This is a genomic window from Paenibacillus sp. FSL R10-2199, assembly GCF_038000235.1.
In the GTDB taxonomy this organism is placed as follows: Bacteria; Bacillota; Bacilli; order Paenibacillales; family Paenibacillaceae; genus Paenibacillus_AQ; species Paenibacillus_AQ phytohabitans.
Genome location: NZ_JBBOBO010000001.1, coordinates 4,662,932 through 4,682,311 on the forward strand (window position 1 = coordinate 4,662,932; position 19,380 = coordinate 4,682,311).

Annotated in this window: 21 protein-coding genes; all 21 read left to right on the top strand. The window is 44.2% G+C overall.

Going from position 1 to position 19,380, the window contains the following annotated elements:
- Positions 1–181: 181 nt before the first annotated feature.
- The 21 genes from terS to NYE33_RS20520 all read left to right on the top strand — a co-directional run bounded on the left by terS (position 182) and on the right by NYE33_RS20520 (position 19,377).
- Positions 182–913 (top strand): phage terminase small subunit, encoded by a 732-nt coding sequence (gene terS, locus NYE33_RS20420; RefSeq protein ID WP_341067233.1) that lies wholly within the window; start codon positions 182–184, stop codon positions 911–913.
- Entirely contained in the window at positions 906–2,327 is a 1,422-nt protein-coding gene (locus tag NYE33_RS20425) for a DEAD/DEAH box helicase family protein (protein WP_341067235.1), read from the top strand. Before terS ends, NYE33_RS20425 begins: the two co-directional genes overlap by 8 nt.
- A gap of 105 nt (positions 2,328–2,432) precedes the next feature.
- A complete protein-coding gene (locus tag NYE33_RS20430; protein WP_341067238.1) occupies positions 2,433–3,086 on the top strand; it encodes a DUF4145 domain-containing protein in 654 nt (217 codons plus the stop codon).
- 72 nt (positions 3,087–3,158) lie between these two features.
- A complete protein-coding gene (locus tag NYE33_RS20435) occupies positions 3,159–3,707 on the top strand; it encodes a hypothetical protein (RefSeq protein ID WP_341067241.1) in 549 nt (182 codons plus the stop codon).
- 115 nt (positions 3,708–3,822) lie between these two features.
- Positions 3,823–4,389 carry a hypothetical protein gene (locus NYE33_RS20440; RefSeq protein ID WP_341067244.1) on the top strand — a complete coding sequence of 189 codons (567 nt, stop codon included), beginning with the start codon at positions 3,823–3,825 and terminating at the stop codon, positions 4,387–4,389.
- On the top strand, positions 4,386–4,790 hold the full coding sequence (locus NYE33_RS20445) for a hypothetical protein (protein ID WP_341067245.1): 405 nt from the start codon (positions 4,386–4,388) through the stop codon (positions 4,788–4,790). The genes NYE33_RS20440 and NYE33_RS20445 overlap by 4 nt, the downstream gene beginning before the upstream one ends.
- Before the next feature lie 426 nt (positions 4,791–5,216).
- Entirely contained in the window at positions 5,217–5,423 is a 207-nt protein-coding gene (locus NYE33_RS20450) for a hypothetical protein (protein ID WP_341067247.1), read from the top strand.
- A 52-nt stretch (positions 5,424–5,475) separates the two neighbouring features.
- The gene (locus tag NYE33_RS20455) at positions 5,476–6,813 is read left to right on the top strand and encodes a phage portal protein (protein ID WP_341067250.1); all 1,338 of its coding nucleotides are present in this window, start codon (positions 5,476–5,478) and stop codon (positions 6,811–6,813) included.
- 41 nt (positions 6,814–6,854) lie between these two features.
- Complete coding sequence (locus NYE33_RS20460; RefSeq protein ID WP_341067252.1) at positions 6,855–7,904, top strand: 3-oxoacyl-ACP reductase; 1,050 nt, start codon at positions 6,855–6,857, stop codon at positions 7,902–7,904.
- Positions 7,905–7,907: 3 nt separating this feature from the next.
- Positions 7,908–8,909 carry a hypothetical protein gene (locus tag NYE33_RS20465; RefSeq protein ID WP_341067254.1) on the top strand — a complete coding sequence of 334 codons (1,002 nt, stop codon included), beginning with the start codon at positions 7,908–7,910 and terminating at the stop codon, positions 8,907–8,909.
- 53 nt (positions 8,910–8,962) lie between these two features.
- Positions 8,963–9,256, top strand: coding sequence for a hypothetical protein (locus NYE33_RS20470; RefSeq protein WP_341067256.1), 294 nt, complete (start codon positions 8,963–8,965; stop codon positions 9,254–9,256).
- On the top strand, positions 9,253–9,816 hold the full coding sequence (locus tag NYE33_RS20475) for a hypothetical protein (protein ID WP_341067259.1): 564 nt from the start codon (positions 9,253–9,255) through the stop codon (positions 9,814–9,816). The genes NYE33_RS20470 and NYE33_RS20475 overlap by 4 nt, the downstream gene beginning before the upstream one ends.
- A gap of 255 nt (positions 9,817–10,071) precedes the next feature.
- Positions 10,072–10,401 carry a hypothetical protein gene (locus tag NYE33_RS20480; RefSeq protein WP_341067262.1) on the top strand — a complete coding sequence of 110 codons (330 nt, stop codon included), beginning with the start codon at positions 10,072–10,074 and terminating at the stop codon, positions 10,399–10,401.
- Positions 10,398–10,976: a hypothetical protein gene (locus NYE33_RS20485; protein ID WP_341067264.1), complete on the top strand. Its 579-nt coding sequence runs from the start codon at positions 10,398–10,400 to the stop codon at positions 10,974–10,976. Before NYE33_RS20480 ends, NYE33_RS20485 begins: the two co-directional genes overlap by 4 nt.
- The gene (locus NYE33_RS20490; protein WP_341067266.1) at positions 10,973–11,407 is read left to right on the top strand and encodes a hypothetical protein; all 435 of its coding nucleotides are present in this window, start codon (positions 10,973–10,975) and stop codon (positions 11,405–11,407) included. The genes NYE33_RS20485 and NYE33_RS20490 overlap by 4 nt, the downstream gene beginning before the upstream one ends.
- A 66-nt stretch (positions 11,408–11,473) precedes the next feature.
- Positions 11,474–11,662, top strand: coding sequence for a hypothetical protein (locus tag NYE33_RS20495; RefSeq protein WP_341067269.1), 189 nt, complete (start codon positions 11,474–11,476; stop codon positions 11,660–11,662).
- 42 nt (positions 11,663–11,704) lie between these two features.
- A complete protein-coding gene (locus NYE33_RS20500) occupies positions 11,705–12,487 on the top strand; it encodes a hypothetical protein (RefSeq protein WP_341067271.1) in 783 nt (260 codons plus the stop codon).
- Positions 12,488–12,559: 72 nt separating this feature from the next.
- Entirely contained in the window at positions 12,560–12,910 is a 351-nt protein-coding gene (locus NYE33_RS20505) for a hypothetical protein (RefSeq protein ID WP_341067273.1), read from the top strand.
- A complete protein-coding gene (locus NYE33_RS20510; protein WP_341067275.1) occupies positions 12,873–13,184 on the top strand; it encodes a hypothetical protein in 312 nt (103 codons plus the stop codon). Before NYE33_RS20505 ends, NYE33_RS20510 begins: the two co-directional genes overlap by 38 nt.
- Positions 13,185–13,293: 109 nt before the next feature.
- Positions 13,294–18,573, top strand: coding sequence for a phage tail tape measure protein (locus tag NYE33_RS20515; protein WP_341067278.1), 5,280 nt, complete (start codon positions 13,294–13,296; stop codon positions 18,571–18,573).
- Positions 18,574–19,377, top strand: a complete 804-nt coding sequence (locus tag NYE33_RS20520; RefSeq protein WP_341067281.1) for a phage tail domain-containing protein — start codon at positions 18,574–18,576, stop codon at positions 19,375–19,377.
- The last annotated feature ends 3 nt before the right edge of the window (positions 19,378–19,380 follow it).

The window sequence follows — 19,380 nt, forward strand, 5'->3', positions numbered from 1 at the left end:
TTTACGAATGACATACAATATATATTAAAGTGAATTCAATTAACAAATATTAGTAGAATACAGCAAGCAGCCCAAGCCTGAGTTCAATCTGAGGCTTATTTTCATTAGTAACGTTTGACCAATTTAGACCTTTCAAAAGAGGGTCCAACTCAAATACGTAGTAAGGCCGAGGTGAAGTTAGTTGACAAGAGAGAAAAGCCCAGATCGTGAAAAGGCGCTGAAGATATGGCTGAAGAGTGGAAGGCAGAAGAAGTTGAGCGAAATTGCCGCAGAACTGGGGATCAATCCATCGATGGTCCGTAGGTGGAAAAGCGCCGATAAGTGGGATGAAATACCGGCATCAGGCAGACCGCGAGGAGCTAAGAAGGGCAATCAAAATGCAAAGGGGAACAAAGGTGGAAAGGGTGGGCCTGAAGGAAATCAAAAAGCACTAAAGCACGGTTTTTTCAGTAAGTTCATGCCCCAAGATCCTGAGTTCATGGAGATCCGCGAAATTGTGGAAACCATGAGTCCGGCAGATATGCTCTGGGAAAACGTGATCAGTCTGTATCAACGGCTAATTTGGGGCCGGCGCATCACCTTTGTTAAAGATCAAAAGGATATCACAAAGGTACTGACCAAGAAAAAGCCCGGCATGTTTGGAACCGAGCAAGAATGGGAGTATCAACAAGCCTGGGACAAACATAACAGCGCCATCAAAGCAGAGGCTACCGTCATGAAGGAGCTCAGATCGGCGATAAAGCAGTTCATTGAGATTGCGCCGGAAAAAGACGAACGGCGATTGAAGTTGGAACGAATGAAAGTCGAGATTGAGAAGAAACGTATCGAAATCGAAAACCTGAAAAATGGTGGAGGAGATACGGACGATGATGTGATTGAAGATTGGGTTAAGGCGGTGGAAGACAATGGCTAAAGAAACACCAAATACAAAACGCCGTCACAATGCCTTCAAGAAGCGAATACCAGAGTACAGGAAGAATCCCGTATTGTTCTGCAAGGAGATGCTTAATTTCACGCCAGACGAATGGCAAGCAGAAGTATTAATGGACATAGCTAGTGATCCGCGCGTTTCAGTACGATCAGGGCAGGGAGTGGGCAAGACAGGAGTTGAGGCGGCGATTGCGCTTTGGTTCCTGTCTTGTTTTCCGTTTCCGAAGGTAGTATGTACGGCTCCAACACGGCAGCAGTTGCATGACGTTCTGTGGGCTGAAATCAGCAAATGGCAGGATAAGAGTCCAATACTAAAGGTCATACTCAAATGGACGAAGACAAAGGTTTACATGCGGAATTATGAAGAGCGTTGGTTTGCGACAGCACGGACCGCAACTAAACCGGAGAACATGCAGGGCTTCCATGAGGACTACATGTTGTTCATTGTAGACGAAGCGTCTGGCGTAGAAGACAGGATCATGGAGGCCATCCTTGGTACATTGTCAGGTCCATATAATAAGCTGCTAATGTGCGGTAACCCAACACGCACAAGCGGAGTGTTCTACGATTCCCATAACAGAGACCGCGCAGATTATAAGACACGTAAGGTCTCCTGCTTAAACAGCCCCAGGACGAGCAAAGAGAACATCGCCATGCTCAAGCGTAAATACGGCGAAGGCTCTGATGTATGGCGCGTGCGTGTTGAAGGTGAGTTTCCTCGCGGAGAATCGGATACCTTCATTGCCCTGGAAGCAGCGGAGTTCGCTAAGAACGAAGTCCGTATTGAGGCTAAAGGGTCAAAACTTACTGTCGGCGTAGACGTTGCACGTTTTGGGGATGACGAAACAAATATATACGGTCAGGTAGGTGGCAAGGTAGTTAGGCATCATTTTCATCATAAGCAAGATACTATGACCACTACAGGATGGGTGCTAAGGCTTGTTGATGACGTGAAATCTGAGCACCCAGGAGTCAAAGAAGTTGAAATCAGAGTTGATGACACTGGCCTTGGGGGAGGAGTGACAGACAGATTAAATGAAATAAACATCGAAAAGGATCTTGGATACACAATCATCGGTGTGAATAATGGATCATCGGCAGAGGATGAGCACTACGGAAATCTCGGTTCTGAGATGTGGGGCCAAATTAAGGAGCTGTTAGAAGAAAATATGAGTAACTTTATGCTCGGCGTTCCAGGAGTGTTCGAACTGCCGGATGATGAAAAACTGGTTACGCAGCTGACAAGCCGCAAGTGGCGAATGGGGAGTAATGGTAGGATCTATCTGGAGCGAAAAGAGGATATGAAGAAGAGAGGGCTGCAATCACCGGATAGAGCTGACGGACTGGTGTTGGCTTTCGCCGACGTACAGACGGATACTGGTTTTGCATTTGGATAAAGAAAAATAATTATGATATCTGTTTGAACAAGAAAAATAATACAGTTTTATCTTTGAAGTTATCGTATATTTATATATATGGACATGCGAAAGGATGAACAAATAATGAATTACATTGTACCAGAGGTACACCTGGTAAGATTTACTTGCCCGTATTGCAACACGCTATCTCAACAAAATTGGAGTAATGTGTATCTATATAAGAGTGGCGACGTATGTTTTCTTAAAACCGATAAGTTACAGGCCGAAGTTGTCGAAGAAATTAATTCTTCCACTTGCGAATCATGTGGAAGATACCATATTTGGATAAAAGGTAGAATGGTTCAGCCGGATTCCTCTGGAATTCCGTTACCATCAGAAGATATGCCAGAGGAAATAAGACTAATCTATTTTGAGGCAAGAGAAGTTTTCGCAAAATCGCCAAGAGCATCTGCTGCGCTCTTGAGATTGGCACTTCAGCACCTTTGTCAACATTTAGGTGGAGATGGTAAGAATATTAATGACGATATAGCTAAACTGGTAAAAGGCGGACTAGATGTGAGAATTCAAAAGTCGCTTGATATAGTCCGAGTGACCGGAAACAATGCCGTTCATCCCGGGCAATTAGATTTAATCGACAATACTGAGATTTCAGCAAGACTCTTTAGCTTGCTGAATTTTATAGTCGATGCGATGGTCACACAACCTAAACAGATTGAGACCTTTTTTAAGGAACTACCTCAAGGAGCTAGAGATGCAATCGAAAAGAGAGATTCTTAACGAACAGCAATACCCAGGATTCTTAGAGATTTGTGATCTACTAAAGATATTTAAATGGAGTGTCTCCTAGTATTGGAAACAGTACAATTAAAGTGGAGTTTAAATAATAAAACTAAAGAAAAGGTTTGGGGGTTAAATTTGAATCAGTTGCCTATTCAAATAGTTAATGCCTTAATTTCGGCATCGGTTGCAGTTGTTATCTTTATCGTTCTTCATTTTTTTGTGGAACCACACAGAGAAAAGAGGAAACTCAGTCTAGAAAGATTACATAAGTTATACAGTCCACTATATGCTTTGATTATTGCAAGAGGTCATATTTATAAAGATACAATGAGGAATTCTCCAAAAAATACTATCTCTTTAGGTAGCATCAAGGATCATCCTTTTCTAACTAAAGAATTTACTGAAAAATTGCTATTTGATAATATGGCTTTTGCATCTACGGAGTTAATTGATGCTTGGGCAAAGTATTCTTCAAAAGTTGGACCACTTCAATTAGAACTTATTGAAAAGTTTATAAAAATAGCAGTCAAAGATTACACTGAATTGAGAAAAGAACTTGGAATGGACTATGATAAAGTGGAGTTTGAAACTGGAATTCCCCAAATGTTTCGAGAATAAGTAATCATAAAATATTATAAAAAGAGTTTATTAGTCATTGTAATGTCTATTGTTGGTAGTGTTACAATAAGAGACCCTAAGAATATGGTTATAGATTATCAAACTCAAATTTTAATTGAAGATATTTTACTGTTCATTTAGAGTAGTTTTGATTGCAAAAAAAAGAAGTGGTGGTTATTACATGTCGGATGAGATATATCAAGTATGGGGTTTTTGGATAACTGTCGGTGGCACCGTGTTAGGGTTTTTATCATTTCTTTTTGCGATAATGATCAGTTCAACCACTAAAAAAATTCGTGAAGGTTTAATAGATGATGTTTATAAAACTAACTTTAAAAAGACCAAGTCTTCTATTGTCAAATCTCTTGATACCTCAATAGCCCTAATTAATCTAGATAATAAAATTGATTTTAATCTAATTAAACAAACCCTTTATGATATTGAAATGTATAATAAATTTTTTACTAAAAGCACCAGGAAAATAATAAAAAAGATATTTAAGACTGTTAAACTTATGAATACCGAAAGCATGGAGAAAACATGGTTTACAAAAATAAAAGGCATATTTGGTACACATAGCAAATTACATGAAACTTTATCAGATGAGTTGTATAGACTGAAAATATATATAAATAGGGAACTTGATGAACATGTTGAAGAAATTAGGGGGAAGATTCGATGAACGAAACTATTGAAGATTTTGTGGAGATGCTAATTAACTGGACAAAAGATAAAAAGGCGAATTGGGAAAAAGTTAATCCATTACAGTATTCGAGATTACTTGGAAGATCAATTTCCAATGGTAAAATTGTCGACGCATATTATTTTAAGAAAAAAAATAGTAATGATATTGCTGTTGTTGGTCGAATGGAGATTAGGGTGTATACAGATGCCGATGAATACTATCTTGAAGATGACTTTTTCATCGTTGAAACTGATAGCACTTTTAATGAACCGGTTGCTCACTTTGATAAAGATGAAGAGATATCAGATTTTAGTTTTGGTTTAAATCTTTCTCGTCTGTATAGATTGATAAAATTGTCGAGAAAAAAAACCTCTGGAAGCTATAGTGATTGGCTGTGAATTTTAAGATTACCGCAGTAAAACGAAACTAAACAGATGATATATTTCAAGCATAGAAGTATAAACGAAGAAGGTCAGGAAACTTTTCCTGCCTTCTATTTTTATGTCTGGAGGAATGTTGCCCATGAGTTGTACAAATGAAAAAGGTCGATTATGGACGGATTTAGATTTAAAGTCAGGCCAAGTGAAGGATTTTCAAACGTGGGTTAATCACATGTCAAGCAGAATCCCAAGAGTGCCCGTTCTTAAAATGATTAAGATGCGGCCTGAAGTATTTGAGAACCTGATAACGGAAATTCCAATTGAGACTTGTCCATCGGGGATGAATGATCAAGCATCAAATTACTTTAGCGTACCAATACAAATCGCACCTGACCACAAGACAAACATCGAATATATCTACCATTAATCAGTGAGGTGAGAATCATGAATGAAACTGCTGAGTTTGTTCAGTTCGCTATCAATCAATGGAGAGAGAAAAGAGATGCGGCGTTCCGAGAACACAATCTCAATGTTGAAGAAGTATATGCAAAGGGTGAATTCGAGAGCCTTCCTCCTGAGTGCCTTATGGCTGTGTGTTACGTAGATGCATATGCATGCGTACAAGCAAAAATCCGTAGCGATACTGTATAAAACAGATGATATTCTTAATGCATAGAAGTCTGCAAGGAAAGGAGGTAACACCTTGGGGGTAAGGCAGCGAATTATTACTTGGCTGGAAGCTGGTCGAACGAAGAATGAGCCGGATCGCCAAACTGAAAATTATGCACAATCTTGGGGCTACTTAAGTAGGAATGGAAATAATCAGCCTGCAGTTAAGCGAACACCGACAAATCTCAGGTTATTGAGCGAATCTCCAATCCCTCGCAGAGCAATCAATGTTCTCAAGGATGGCATTACAAAACTTAATTGGTCAGTAGCTGCCATTGACGAGAATGATACTGAAAAGTATAAGGACATATGCAAGCTCATTGAGCGGTCACTACTAAAACCCAATTCAGGAGACTCATTCCGGTCCTGGTTGGAACAAGTGGTTGAAGATATGTTGGTATGCAGTGCCGGTAGCTCAGAGATATTGAAGGCAGGAGATCCACTTCGGCCATTCCGTATGTATCCAGTGGATGCATTCTCTATTGATCTTTACCCGCAATGGGACGGGAAGCCTGACTCATATCGATTTGCCCAGAGGATTAACGGGCAATATGTACACCTTACGGCATCTGAAATGATGTATATCCGAATGAATCCAAGAACAAGTACTCCTTTTGGCCTTTCGCCATTAGAAACCGTATGGGAATCAGCGGAGAACTTTGTTTCATCCCATAAAACTGCTGGAAATCAGACAAAGAACACGATCCTTAACAAAATACTTAACCTCGGAACAGGAAAAGACGGCAACAGTGTTGACGCAAAAGCCTTTCGGACCTACTGGAATTCAGAGGTTCAAGGGAAGGGCATCATACCTATTATCAGCGGGTTCAATCCATCTGTCCTTAACTTAGGTGCTACAGATGATAAGTCGTTATTCCTTGAGTGGCAGCGATTCCTCATTGAAATTATAGCAATATCATTCGGCGTTTCTCCTAAGAAACTGGGGCAGACCAAGGATGTTAATCGGACCACGGCGGAAAGCGAAGACGATGACACGGAAGCCACGGTGCAATCCATTGCAGAGAACATCGTTGAGCACATAAACAATCACATCATTGATGGCATTTTTAAAATGGGTGGCGTAATAGAGTTTAAATTCCTATATGCTACGTCCTTAAAGGATTTAAAGACTCAGGCGGACATTGACGCAATATATCTGGATCGAAGAACCATCACGCCGGATGAGGTAAGAGACAAGCAAGGTAAGAAAGCACTTCCTAACCAGCATGGCGAAGTGCTGTTACAGCCGAGTAAGTTGGGAGTAATTGATATCAATCTAACACAGGAAGAATTCGCAGCTGCTAAAGCGCCACCGCCAGAGCCTCCAGAAGTCGAACCGAATAAGGAAGACCCAAACACCGAAGAAATGTAACGGTGTTTTTATTTTGCCCTGAAGGGAGGTGAGAACCAATAATGCTAAAGACATTGAAAATGAGTAATTCGAAAATGCGCGTCCAGGATTTCAAACTTTCTGATGCTGCCGGAAGTCACCCCAATAAGGTGCCATTCAAATGCGTATTATTCACGGTTGATCAGCCGAGTGACGGTTCGCCTTCAGGGGCGGGTGGTAAGCTCATCCGCATTTCTTCAAGCGTCTGTGATCAATATCTTCAAACATTCGTGGGAATGGCGCTTAACATCGACTACGCCGCAGGGATGTCCGACCATGAACCGCGTTTTAAGGTGGCCGTGATCGATAAGGCTTACCGTTCTATGGATGGTTGTGCATGGGTGGAAGGCTACATCTACGGCAAGGACTTCCCGGATGTCGTGGCGACCATTCGTTATTACAACGGCCTTGCGGCTGAATACAACTGGTCTGAATACCAGTTCGGCGCATCGCTTGAAATGGAAGCATCAGTGCAAAACGCCGCCGATATGGAAAACGTGCTTGATGTATTGGAATTCTGTGGTACTGGTGCGGCGATTTTGTTCGCAGACGCTGCTGCCTATAAATCAACGAGTTTTGCAGCAAAAAATAATAAATATATCAAGGAGGATGTCGAAATGACACCAGAACAAATCAAAGCAATGGAAGATGGATTGAAGTCGTTGGCCGAAAGTATGTCAACCATCACAGCCAGTGTCCAAAATGTAGTAACAGAGGTCGGCTCAATTAAATCCGATCTAACAAATATGAAAGCAGCCAAGGAAGAGGCTGCACAAAAAACAGTCGAAGAACAAGCGGCAGCCGATCTCAAGGCCGCACAGGACAAAACGACAGCGCTCGAAAAAGAACTCGCTGATTTGAAGGCTGGCAAGACAACCGTAACACCTCCAGAACCTGAACGCAAGACTGTCTCTGCTGCTAATCTTCTTTCTAAATATGGAAAGACAGAAGAAAATAGCGCGACAGATTATAAGACGTTTTGCGCTTCTGTCGATGCCCTAAACCTGCCGTCTTCCGAATCTATGAGACTTAAATTCCAAGCCAAAGCGCAATTTGAAAAGGAGAGTGTGTAATTAATGAACAGCAGAGTAGGCCAAGCGCATTCCATCGATGTTGCAGCAGCAACGCAATTCCAAGGACCAGGTGCGATTATCGTCGATGATTTCCAACGTGAGATTACAGACGCACTTCGCCGCACATCGGTTCTGGATGGACGTATGCAGTACGTACCGGCAACAGGAGATATTTCTACGTATTACGAGCAAAACACAATTAATGGCGGAGCATCGGTTGATCCTCGAAACCCTTCCGCGACTGCAACCAGCAATCCGCGCACGCCTCACGGATTGAAGATCAAAGCCATCACCAACCAAGTGAACTTTGGTCACTATGATGTCATTCTTGGGCAGCAACAAGCCAATTTCCCAGAACTGAAGGCTAAAGACTTGAATGATATGTTGAACGGCGTTGCATTGCATCACGGACGTACTTTGTGGAGAGGAACTGACACCTCGCTTGCAGTCCCAACTACGCTTCAATACATGGGCATTCCTAAACAGATCACAAACACATTCACCGTTGGCGCTGCCGGATCAATTGTTTCTGCTATACGCGCTAAGGTTGCGGCGATGATTGCCAGTGAGCTTTACGAATTGCTTCCATCAGCCATCTATATCCATCCAATTGCACATCATTACCTGGAGGAAGAAGAGCGTCTTGCTGGTAACAACAACACACAAATCAGCAATCTGAAGAAGACTACTGTGGCCGGTCTTGAAGTTCTGGCGGTAATGACTGCTGCGGGACTGTTGCCTATTATTCCTGAGCCTTTCATGCCATCGGCTGTAAATGCAACGACAGCTGCTAATACAGACTACGGCGTCGCAATTGTAACTGAGTCAATGATCGAATATCACTATGTAGGCGAAAAAGGCATCTACTTGTTCCAAATGGGCACCGTTACAGACCTTCAGGAAAAATATGTTGCCATTAAATACGGAGCTCCTGTCGCTAAGGGTCCTGGTTATGCTCATGCCTATGGCACCATTGAACGCCCTACAATTACCGCAGTAGCTTAGTGAACGGATGCAGGGCGGCGTTAGTCGCCCTGCAAACATAAGGAGGCGAAGATATGAAAAAGAAAGAAGAAACGACAGGTGAAGGTACGGATGAAGTTAAACTGAGTGAAGAATCAGCGCCAGAGATTAACGATGGTGATCCTGATGCTTCTGGAACACCTGAGCAAAACGATTCTCAGATAGAGGTGTTTAATCTCAAAGGCGTTACTCTCAAGGGAACTGACAGCCAGAAGACAGGTCCGCACACTCTTTTCATTGGGTCTAAGATCGTTAATTTTGTTGATGGAAAAGCTGATGTACAGGAAGGAATCGCCGAGGAACTTGAAAATGGCGGATACATTGAATGAGTCAATACCTTGCGACAACCGACACCGACTACGTTCCCGCAGGAGTGGCGCTGACCACCCCATTAATCATTAGGGCTTCGGCCATCATAGACGGACGTTGTAAGCGTGAGATCGGCGTTACAACCTATTCAGAACGCATACCTCTGACGGACCAGCGAGGACACCTGTCATATTACCCTGTCAAGGATGTTACGGCAGTAAAGGGCAGAGCTGCATACGGCATTACCGGTGATAACTTCTTCGGTGCTCCAGGGTTTGCGGATGCAGACCTGAGCGCCTTGGACGTGGATAAAGAAATCGGTGCGGTGTTTTGCGGCGGTTCTCCGTTTGGAGCGCCTTACGCAGAGTTAGAGGTTACCTATACCAGCGGATGGGACCCCATCCCGGATAAGGTAAAGGCGGCTTGCGGCTTGCTTATCGCTCAACTATCCAGCAGTTCTAACTCAAACGTGAAAATGAGAAAAGACGTTGATTCCACAATTGAATACTTCGGGAACGATATGATCACTCCTGAGATAGCGGATCTGCTGTCTGAGTATCAGCATCGTTCCTTCAGGTAGGTGAGAAGAATGTTCCATGAATTCGCACACCGGCACACGCCCTGCACAGTGAATGGAGTGCCGGAGGCGGTTATATTGTCTCGCGGAGCAAGCGGATCTTCTCAGTTCGGGAGAGAGTCGGATTACATTGGACGTTTTGCTCCTGAATCGTCCGTCCTCCCAGGAGCTTTGATTGAGACGGGAGAAACGTTTCTTGTCTGTTCCATCCGGCCTACGCCGGACCGTGATAAATACTGCGGGATGGTGAAGACAAACATGATTGTGCAAGTTCAGCGTTATAGCCAGGAGTATGATGATCATTACAATCCCATTGGAGACCCCGACTTCCAAGACATTGCGACAGAGGTCAATGCATTTGCGCAATACGTAACGGCGCAACTCCGCCAGCAAGACCCAGGTTTACTTGCTACCTCAACGCACCTGCTACGACTGCAGCGGACGGTCGATGTTCGGAGACCGGATGATACTTCTCTAATGTCGCCGGATCGGATCGTGCTCAATGGTCGTCCGTATCAAGTGGATGCTGTAGATGATATCCAGTTTCCGGGACTATATCAGGTTCAGTTATCGGAGGATAGACGATGATCACCGGATACGATGCTGTTAGGGCGACTAAGGATCTCGAAAGCAAGCTGGCTGTTGAGATTACCGGACTCACTAAGCTGGTACTGCTGACCGCCAAGGGTGGTATACGGTACTATCCAGCCGTGAGAGACAAGATCGAAATGAACATGTTTGTGCTTGCTAACCAGATGATTACCGGAGACATAACAGCGGACTACTGGCAAGCATGGCTGGAGCAGTTCGGTAAAGGCTCTCTTATGGCCGATGCTTCACAAAACCCTGGTCTGGTGACCTATATGAATTCCGATGCCTGGAACCGGTTGAGATCCCGGAGCAGTAAAGTGGTTGTCGGTCGCGGACAAGGTAATTACAAAAGCATTGATGGCACGATGCGTTTCTCGGGTGGTGGCTATGCTGGGGTTGATTTGGAGGAGTTGGCAGAACGCGGGGATGTTGATCCGAAGTTCAAGCCAACACCGCCTACCTATTTTCTACGTATCGCAATACAGTCCAACCGAAACCGAATCCTTCAAGGCATTGCTGAAGTAATCGAAAATTTTCCGTACCACCGATACTTTCTGGAGGATAATCAATGAGCCTAAAACTGATCGATGCTGTCCAGAGCACACATACATCTGACGGGGAGTTTATGGCGTTGTTGGGGCTTACTCTCACACCGACACCCCAAGAAGTCATTAAGTGCTATACAAAGGGCGTAGAGCCTGAGATCACGATATCAAGGGATACCGTTCCGCATGTATGCCTGTATATTATGCCTGGGCAATACGGACGGAACCCCTTAGTATTTCAGGGGAAATTTTGCATGGACTTTTACGCCAAGTCCAGTTACGATGCCAAATTGATGTTTGAGCAATCATTTAAACTCCTGCATGATAAAAGAATCGTCAAACAGGGGTTTCACTCATTTTTATGCGTAATGGCATATGATGGCGATTTTGCTACAGGGATTTCTGGAGTCAAAGGGTATAAGGGGATCTTCGATGTCGATTATATCCGTATGAATTAAGCAGGGCTACCGGATAAACGACATTATAAAGTATAAGTGAAGAAATATGAGAAATGAGGTGTATCGATGACCGATAAGCCCGAACTCACGAAAGAACTTTCCGAAGTCGAGAAATTAGTGAAAGAAAAGGTTTCGCTGGCTAAGAAATTGGGGTTGATGGATCGAGGTGCAATGCCGGTTGAAGGTTACGAAAAAACAGATGAATACAAACGCATTGCTGAAATTGATTTGCGTTTATGGGAACTGATCAAATAAGCTGATCAGTTCCTTTTTTATTACCCAGGGAGGGATAAACGAATGCAAGAGCCATTAGTATTTGATGGAGTCGGTAAGATTTGGATGAGAGAACTGGACGGGGCTCTCAGATACATTGATGAAAAAATCAACAGCGTGATGTTTTCTCCACAGTTTTCATGGACAAAGGTTTTTGGAGGTCAGTCCGGTTATGCATTTCACTTGACCGCGCAGGATCTGCAGGATGTTCTTACGATCGAACTGCCGCGCTTTTCTCCGGTTATCGCCGAGATTTCACAAGGGGCAGAGACGAAAACAGGTCCTATGGAAGTCGATGAGAACGAAGAAGGAATCCTTTCTTCGACTGGCTATGCTATTCAAGGAATAGAATTGTATGGTGGCACTTTCGTTGCGGAAAGTGATGAGGTTTACCTTAAATCGATTGACGGGGTTTTGACTAAACTCGAAAGAGTAGCATCAACGCCAACAATTGAACAGTATTCAATCACATCTGATGGTGTAATCACATCTGCATCAGGCAATCAAAACAAAAATGTGATTGTGACATACAAATGGTCCAAACAAGGAACATCCAGTGATTTCAAAGGAACTCGGCGTCCTAAACCATTTAAGTTCATTCACAGATTCGAATTGATTAATGATCGCACCGGCAAGCCGGTTCAGGTGCAATTAACGGTGTATAAAGCTATCGGTGGCGGGACGCTAAACGCTGGCGCTGCGCGGAAAACTCCAAGTACTAGCACTATCAATCTTGAGGTTCTGGATGCTGAAGTCACTCCAGATAATCCGGAAGGAAAAGCTGCTACTATTATTTTCGTTGGTTAATTTTATGTTTATATGTAAGAGATCCCTCGCTGTAAATGGCGGGGGATTATCTATTTTTAGGAGGGCTAAGCCTTGGAGAAACAAATTGATGAAACACTGAATATCGGAAGTGAAGTGACGCTTGCGGCGGCGACAAAAGAACATCCAGAACTGATCAAGAACGTGAAGATCGGAACCATCGGATCGATCAAACAGGTTCGTAAGATCATGAAGGATGCTCCATATAAGTTCTCCGAATCAATCGGTCGAGAGAAATGGACTGGAAGCGAATCCGGTCCTGAATTGGATTGGCCGGCTGTGGAAGCGGCATACCGTCAGGCATTCAACATTGTCCTAGACGGAGGCTTGTCTGAAGAAGAATACGAACGGGTAGACGAGCAAGGAATTGAGGAGTTGGAAAAAATCATCACCCGATTTCTATGAGGAGTCATTCCCACCAGATCCGGACGCCGAAGAAGATAGCGCGAGCGAAGGGACGGATGAAGTCCGAGAACAGTCACTGCTTGATGCTTGGGCCTTGTGTGTAACCTTAGGCGTTCCGGACAGTGAATGGGAGAACATGACTTTCCCAAAAATTTATGCACTTAAGCGAATTAGGAAGAGGAATCAAGAATTTCAGATCGCCCTTCATGGCGGAGAAATCGAAAAGAAACCGAAGAAGGCCACGCATCTCTCTGATCTCGGTATCTATCTTTAATAAAAACACAGAGGTCTCCGCACTATGCCGGGGACCTCTTTTTCTGTATGCAGACCTATTTCAGCGGTAAGGAAAATTTTCCTGAACCATTATAAGGGGTGAAAATACATTGGCAGATACAAATAGGGATGTCGTTGGAGCACGTATCAGTCTTGATACATCTAAAATGATCCCAGCATTTAAAGCAATTGACCAGGGAGCAAAGGCAAACGCCGAGACATTTAAAATATTAAACTCTGAAATATCAGTCACCACGAAGAATTACAGCGCTTTGGCTGCGGCATCAAATAAACTTGCGTTAACATCGGATGAGCGGCGAAAAAAGATCATGGAAGAGTCTGCAGCGCTGATAAAGCAACGGACGGCCCAGACCGAATTGATTCAAACGAAGAAGAGTCAGCTAGAACAAGCCAATAAAATGGTTGATGCTAAACTTGCCGCGCAAGAAGCGATCATTCGTAAGAGGTATGACGCTATTGAGCAGCAAGAGCGAGAACATCAAAAGCGTATGGAAATTCTACAAAACAGGGCTACTGCAAGCGCACTGAAGACAACAACCGGGACGTCTTCGTCTACAACAACAGATAACACTCGCGAACGCGTATTGATGCAGGAACAGGCTATTCGGCAGAAACTTGCGCAAATGGCCGAGAAAGAAAGCCAACAAGCCAAAAAGAATGCGGCTGATTATGAGGCGTTCTGGCTTAAAGCACTTCGGAGCCGGGAACAGAAAGCGGCTCAACTCGCTGCAAAGGAAAGTGCAGAAGCTAGAAAGAACGCAGCAAGTTATGAGAAGTTCTGGCTCAACGCTTTACAGTCAAGAGAGCGTAAAGAAGCGCAGGTCCGAGAGAAGGCACTACAGGAAGAACAACGCATTCGCAGATCCTTGACCCAAACACAGTCCCAAATCAACGGAATTACGGGTACGGCGGCACAATTCGCAATGACTGGTACTTTGTACTACGCCTTTACGCGAGGCGCTACAGAGGCAATCAGTCTCCTTAAAGACTTTGAGTATGAGTTGGTTAACGTACAACGAGTCATGGGTACATCGGCAGATGTTGACTATGTAAAAGACTCCATGATCACCAGTGCAAAAGAATATGGGTATGCACTCCGTGAAGTGGCTGGTGTCTATACGCTAATTGCTCAGAACGGATTCGATGAGAAGCAGACGGAACAATTGGCAAGAACGGCACTTATGGCAAAGAACGTTGAACAATCCTTCCAAAGCGCATCCCAGGCTCAAGAATTAATGACCGGAGCGATTCTCAACTATGGAATGGCCGCAGAAGATGCTGAACGGCTGCTCGATCGACTCAATGAAGTATCCAATAACTTCCCAACGACCTCCAAGAAGCTGCTGGAGGGGATTAACCGTGTAGGCGCTACAGCCAAGAATGCCGGTGTTGATATTGATGAACTCATCGGTTACCTGACTGTACTCAACCAAGCTGGATTTAGTGGCGCGGTAGCTGGGAATGCCATTAAGTCTTTTATCAGTTATGCAAGCAGACCCATTGCAATTGACAAACTGGAGAAGTATGTAGGCGTAATGAAACAAGCGGACGGCGAAATGATGGACTTCCCGGAACTGCTCAGTAAAATCGCAGCACAATGGGATAATCTCTCGGACGTGGAACGTAATGAAGTGACGCAGGCTATTGCTCGCGGTGATCAAGCATCCCGTTTTATTGCACTGATGAACAATTACAGCAAAGTAGTAGATGTGGCAAAAGTATCTGAGGAGTCTTTCGGATCAGCGCAACGTGAAAATACACTGACAATGGGTACGTTAACAAAGCAATCTGAGCAACTACGCGCCTCATGGGATGAACTGATTGTTTCTATTGGCGAAAGCGGGTTGCTGGGAGGATTGAAACTAATCGTACACGAAGCAACCATCCTTTTAGATGGCTTCAATAACCTCCCAGCACCGATCAAGAATACTGTGACTAGTATTCTCTTACTCGGTGGAGCAATCACAGTTCTAAACACCGGTGCGAGAATCCTAACAGGACAAACCCTTGTTTCCTTAGCAACAGGTGTAGCAGGAGCGGCCAAGGCAATGCTCGGTATGAAGGTTGCCACCGATGCAGCTAACGTCTCACAAAAGGCATTTATTGCAACGCCCTTGGGCGCTGCTTTGACAGGGATAGCACTTGCCATCGGGGTCGCTACAACTGCATGGGCGTATTACAAGGGTAAGCAAAGCGAAGTAAGTGATGAAACCATGCAACAGAATCGACAAACGGCTGAATTGGTGGCCCGATACGATGAGTTGAAGGCAATCGTTGATGACAATACAAGATCTGACAAAGAGGTTTATGCTGCGAAATCCGAATTGATTAATGTGATGGATCGACTTAGTGCAACTATGCCCGGGCTGGTCTCACAATGGGACGAACTAGGTAAAGCCAAGGAATTGGATATTGAAATAATCGAAGAATGGAAGAATCGATATTCCGAAAGCATTAGAATCGTGGAACAAGCCAACCTTGATGCTGCAATGAAACGGAAATCCTCACTTGAAGCGGAGATGAAGTCGACCAATGACGCTATCAACAATGCATCAGAAAGGGATCTAAGTATAGTCGATAAGGCAATGGGTAAAACGGTACAGACCTTACGTGAAGCGTGGGGCCGAGAAATGATTAATCTTGGGACCGAGTTATCTCAGGAAGAACAGAAGATTCTAGCCAGCCAAAAGGCTCTTGATGCTCTTAATGGTGTCACTTCTGATGGTGCAGCAGCAAATAGTAGGCTAGCAACTGCAGCAGCTGACTCTGCGGATTCTATGGAAAGCTTTGCTGATTCCGCAGATACTGCCAGTGCTGCAACCGAAGAAGTCTCTGATGAAGTCAAAACTCTTATTAAGGCACAAGAAGAATGGGAATCGACAGTTAAAGGGAATAGCCAAACCGTTTCAGAACTGAACGGCGTATTACATGATCTGGCAGAAGGACAGTCTCTAAATGCTTCTAACGCTACTGATCTGATCAATAAATATCCGGAACTTGCATCAGCAATATATAAGACGGCTGACGGCTGGGCATTCGAAACGGGCGCGGTAAATAATCTCCGTAAAATGAAGATTCAGAAAGCAATCGATGATTTGAATTCAGAGAAAGCATCCGCCTTTAACACGAAAGTCGCTACTGACGAAAGACTCGGAGCATACAAGATTGAAGCGGATGCCATCAAGAGTCTGGCTCAGCTAAAAGCTCAACTGAATGGAAGTAGAGCTATAACCGGGAGCGATGTAACTACTACCGGTGATGATCTTAAATACTTCAAAAGCCAATTTAAAGACGCTGGTATTGCACAGGCAGCAGCGGAGGCAGAAATTCAGACGATTATCGATGATTACGATGCGACAGCTAAAGTGTATGACGATAAGATAGCGGCTCTTGGAAGTATGTATCAAGATCCTAAATTTGGCGTGAATGCCGACAGTAGCAAAAAAAGCAAAGATGGTTCCTCAGGTGCCGATAAAGCAGCCAAAGCCGCAAGTGATGCGCGTAAGGAGACTTATGCAGAAGACTTAGACAACTTTAAGTACATTGCCGAACGCCAGAATTGGACCATTGACCAACAAATTGCAGGCTATGAGCGACTGAAGAAACGGCATGCTGCATACCTAGCCGAAGATAAAGATGCTATGAAACAGTGGAGCCGGGATGTTGTTGCTCTTAGTGATGCCCGGTACACCGAAGATGTGGCCAACCTGGAGAAGAAGACCGAACGCATGCGTCAGGCGAACCTCCAAGAAGTCGAAATGGTCAAAGCTTCGCTTGATTTTTACACCAAGGAAGCTAAGAAAACTTACTTAACAGCGGAGCAGAAAGCCGAAGCAGATAAGCAGGTATACGATCTGACCAAACAGTATAACGAACTTCGCTATACAAACTCATCTAATTGGATCGACAAAGAATCCATTAAGATGGAGTTGGCTGGGAAGAGTAAGAGAGACATTATCTCTATGGAGCTGCTGGCGTATGAACGAATGTACGCAGACAAAAACAGATCAGCAGAACAAAGTTTTTCACTGGAACAGAGCATCTATGCTCAAAAGAAGGCGCTGATCGAACAAGGATACTCAGATTTTCAGAAGGACCTGAACCATCGTAAAGCCATGGGAGAGGTCACTACAGCGCAGGAATTACAAGAGTGGCTGAAAGTGCAGTCAATGTATCGTGCAGGCACAGATCAACGTCTGGAGGCTGATGAACAGGTATACGCCCTCAGGCAGAAACTAATTGAAGATGAAACAAAGTCGGTTGAAACTCTAGCATCTACTTATAAATCCAAAATTGAAGCAACACGCGACGCAGCAGTGAAAGCAATAGAAGTGGAGCGCGATGCATATCTTGCGGGAAAGGACGCTGAGATTCAAGCGATTGATGATCTGCTAAGTAAGCAACAGGAACTTAATGAGGATCAAGATTATGAGAGTGCCTTAGCAGAGAAACAAGCGCGGTTAGCACTGCTGGCTTCGGCGATTGGCCCGGACGGGATTGCCGAACGAGTGCAGGTCCAGAAGGACATTGAAAAACTGCAATTGGATCATGAACGGGAGTTAGCGAAACGAAGCCTTGAAGAACAGAAGCAAGCCCTCCAGGACGAGAAGGACGCAAAGAAGACAGCCTATGATAAGGATATCGAAACGGCTAAATCTCACTATGAGGATCTGATATCGGCTTTCGAAAGCTTTTCATCTGACACAGCAAACCGTGCTGAGGTTCTGAAGAACATCCAAGTGCTGAAGGAGTCCGAGAAGAACGCGGAGATCCTGAGTCAGTTAGATCAGTTCATTTCAGACTATCAATCCAAGATGAGTGCAATTACCACGCTGTCGCCTACTGTGAGCGGATCTGTGACACTGGCGGCATCAACAGGTGTAAGTCAGAAGGACGCAGACTTAATTGAATACAACTCAAATAAGGATGCCTGGGACGCAGCCAAAGCAGCAAAGAATACAGCCGAAATGGAAAGATTGGCTGCACGTAATGAGGAGTTACGGCAGAAATACGGCGTAATTAAAGACACTGGAAAACTTCAGACATTTCATGATGGTGGCGTAGTCCGAGGAGCGCGGCGCGGTGAAGAAACAACAGTCAATGCAAGAGTCGGAGAGATGTACATCAATGACCGGCAGCAGGACAACCTTTTTAGAATGCTTAACTTTAAAATGCCTTCAATTGATTTCTCTATGCCAAGTTTTTCTATGCCAGCAGCGTCAGGAGGTTCAAATCCGCAGCAGGTAAGCAGCACCAGCGTAACATTCTCAGGAGATACTTATATTACAGACGACGCCGTAGCAAAGGTTTATTGGACTGAAAGGGATAATTTCGTGCGGAGGTCGCAATCCAGATCGGGGGCGAAATAATTGATTACAGCAACAGCAGATGGTGTAACGTTTGAAAGTATCGGACTGGGGCTGAAATCTCACAATATCCCTGTTCTGCCCCCGACAAAGGATAACACAGTAGAACTGGCTGATCGTGACGGTGCCTTAGATTTTGGCAGTACCTACGGACCCAGACCATTCAACCTTGAGTGCATTATAATGGCTGACGATCCGACATTGGATTATCAAAGGAGAGTCGCTCTTGTAGCGGCTCTTTTTAACATTCAAAAAGGGGATATTGTATTTACCTTTGAGGATCATCCAGGAAAGAGATTTATAGGTCGATACGCTGGAACAATGGATATCACAAAGTTGATATTTGATGGAGAGGTTACAATACCTATCAAAATGAACAATCCATATCCTGATTCGAGTCAGGATACAACCGTTCGGGAGTATGGACAGGGATTAGAATATGGGCATGGGTATTCGTATAGCGATTATGCAATGTGGATCAGCGCAAGCGGTCAAAGCATCGTTATTCGAAATGAGGGCAGCGTTCAGGCTTTTCCGATCATTCGAATCAGCGGAGCGTTCTCTAATTTTAGTCTTTCCGATGGAGCATCAACACTAATACTATACGGCACGAGCAGCGCTTCAGATGTATGGGAAATTAATTGTGATCCAGATGAATGTACTGTTTTCCTCAATGGGCAGAGTGCATATTCAAGGAGCAATGCTGTTTTCTTTAAACTCAAACCTGGGAACACCGTATTTACTGCAAATGGAACTTCATTATCGTTTAATCTTGCATTCGTATTCAGGTACAAATATCTCTATTGACAG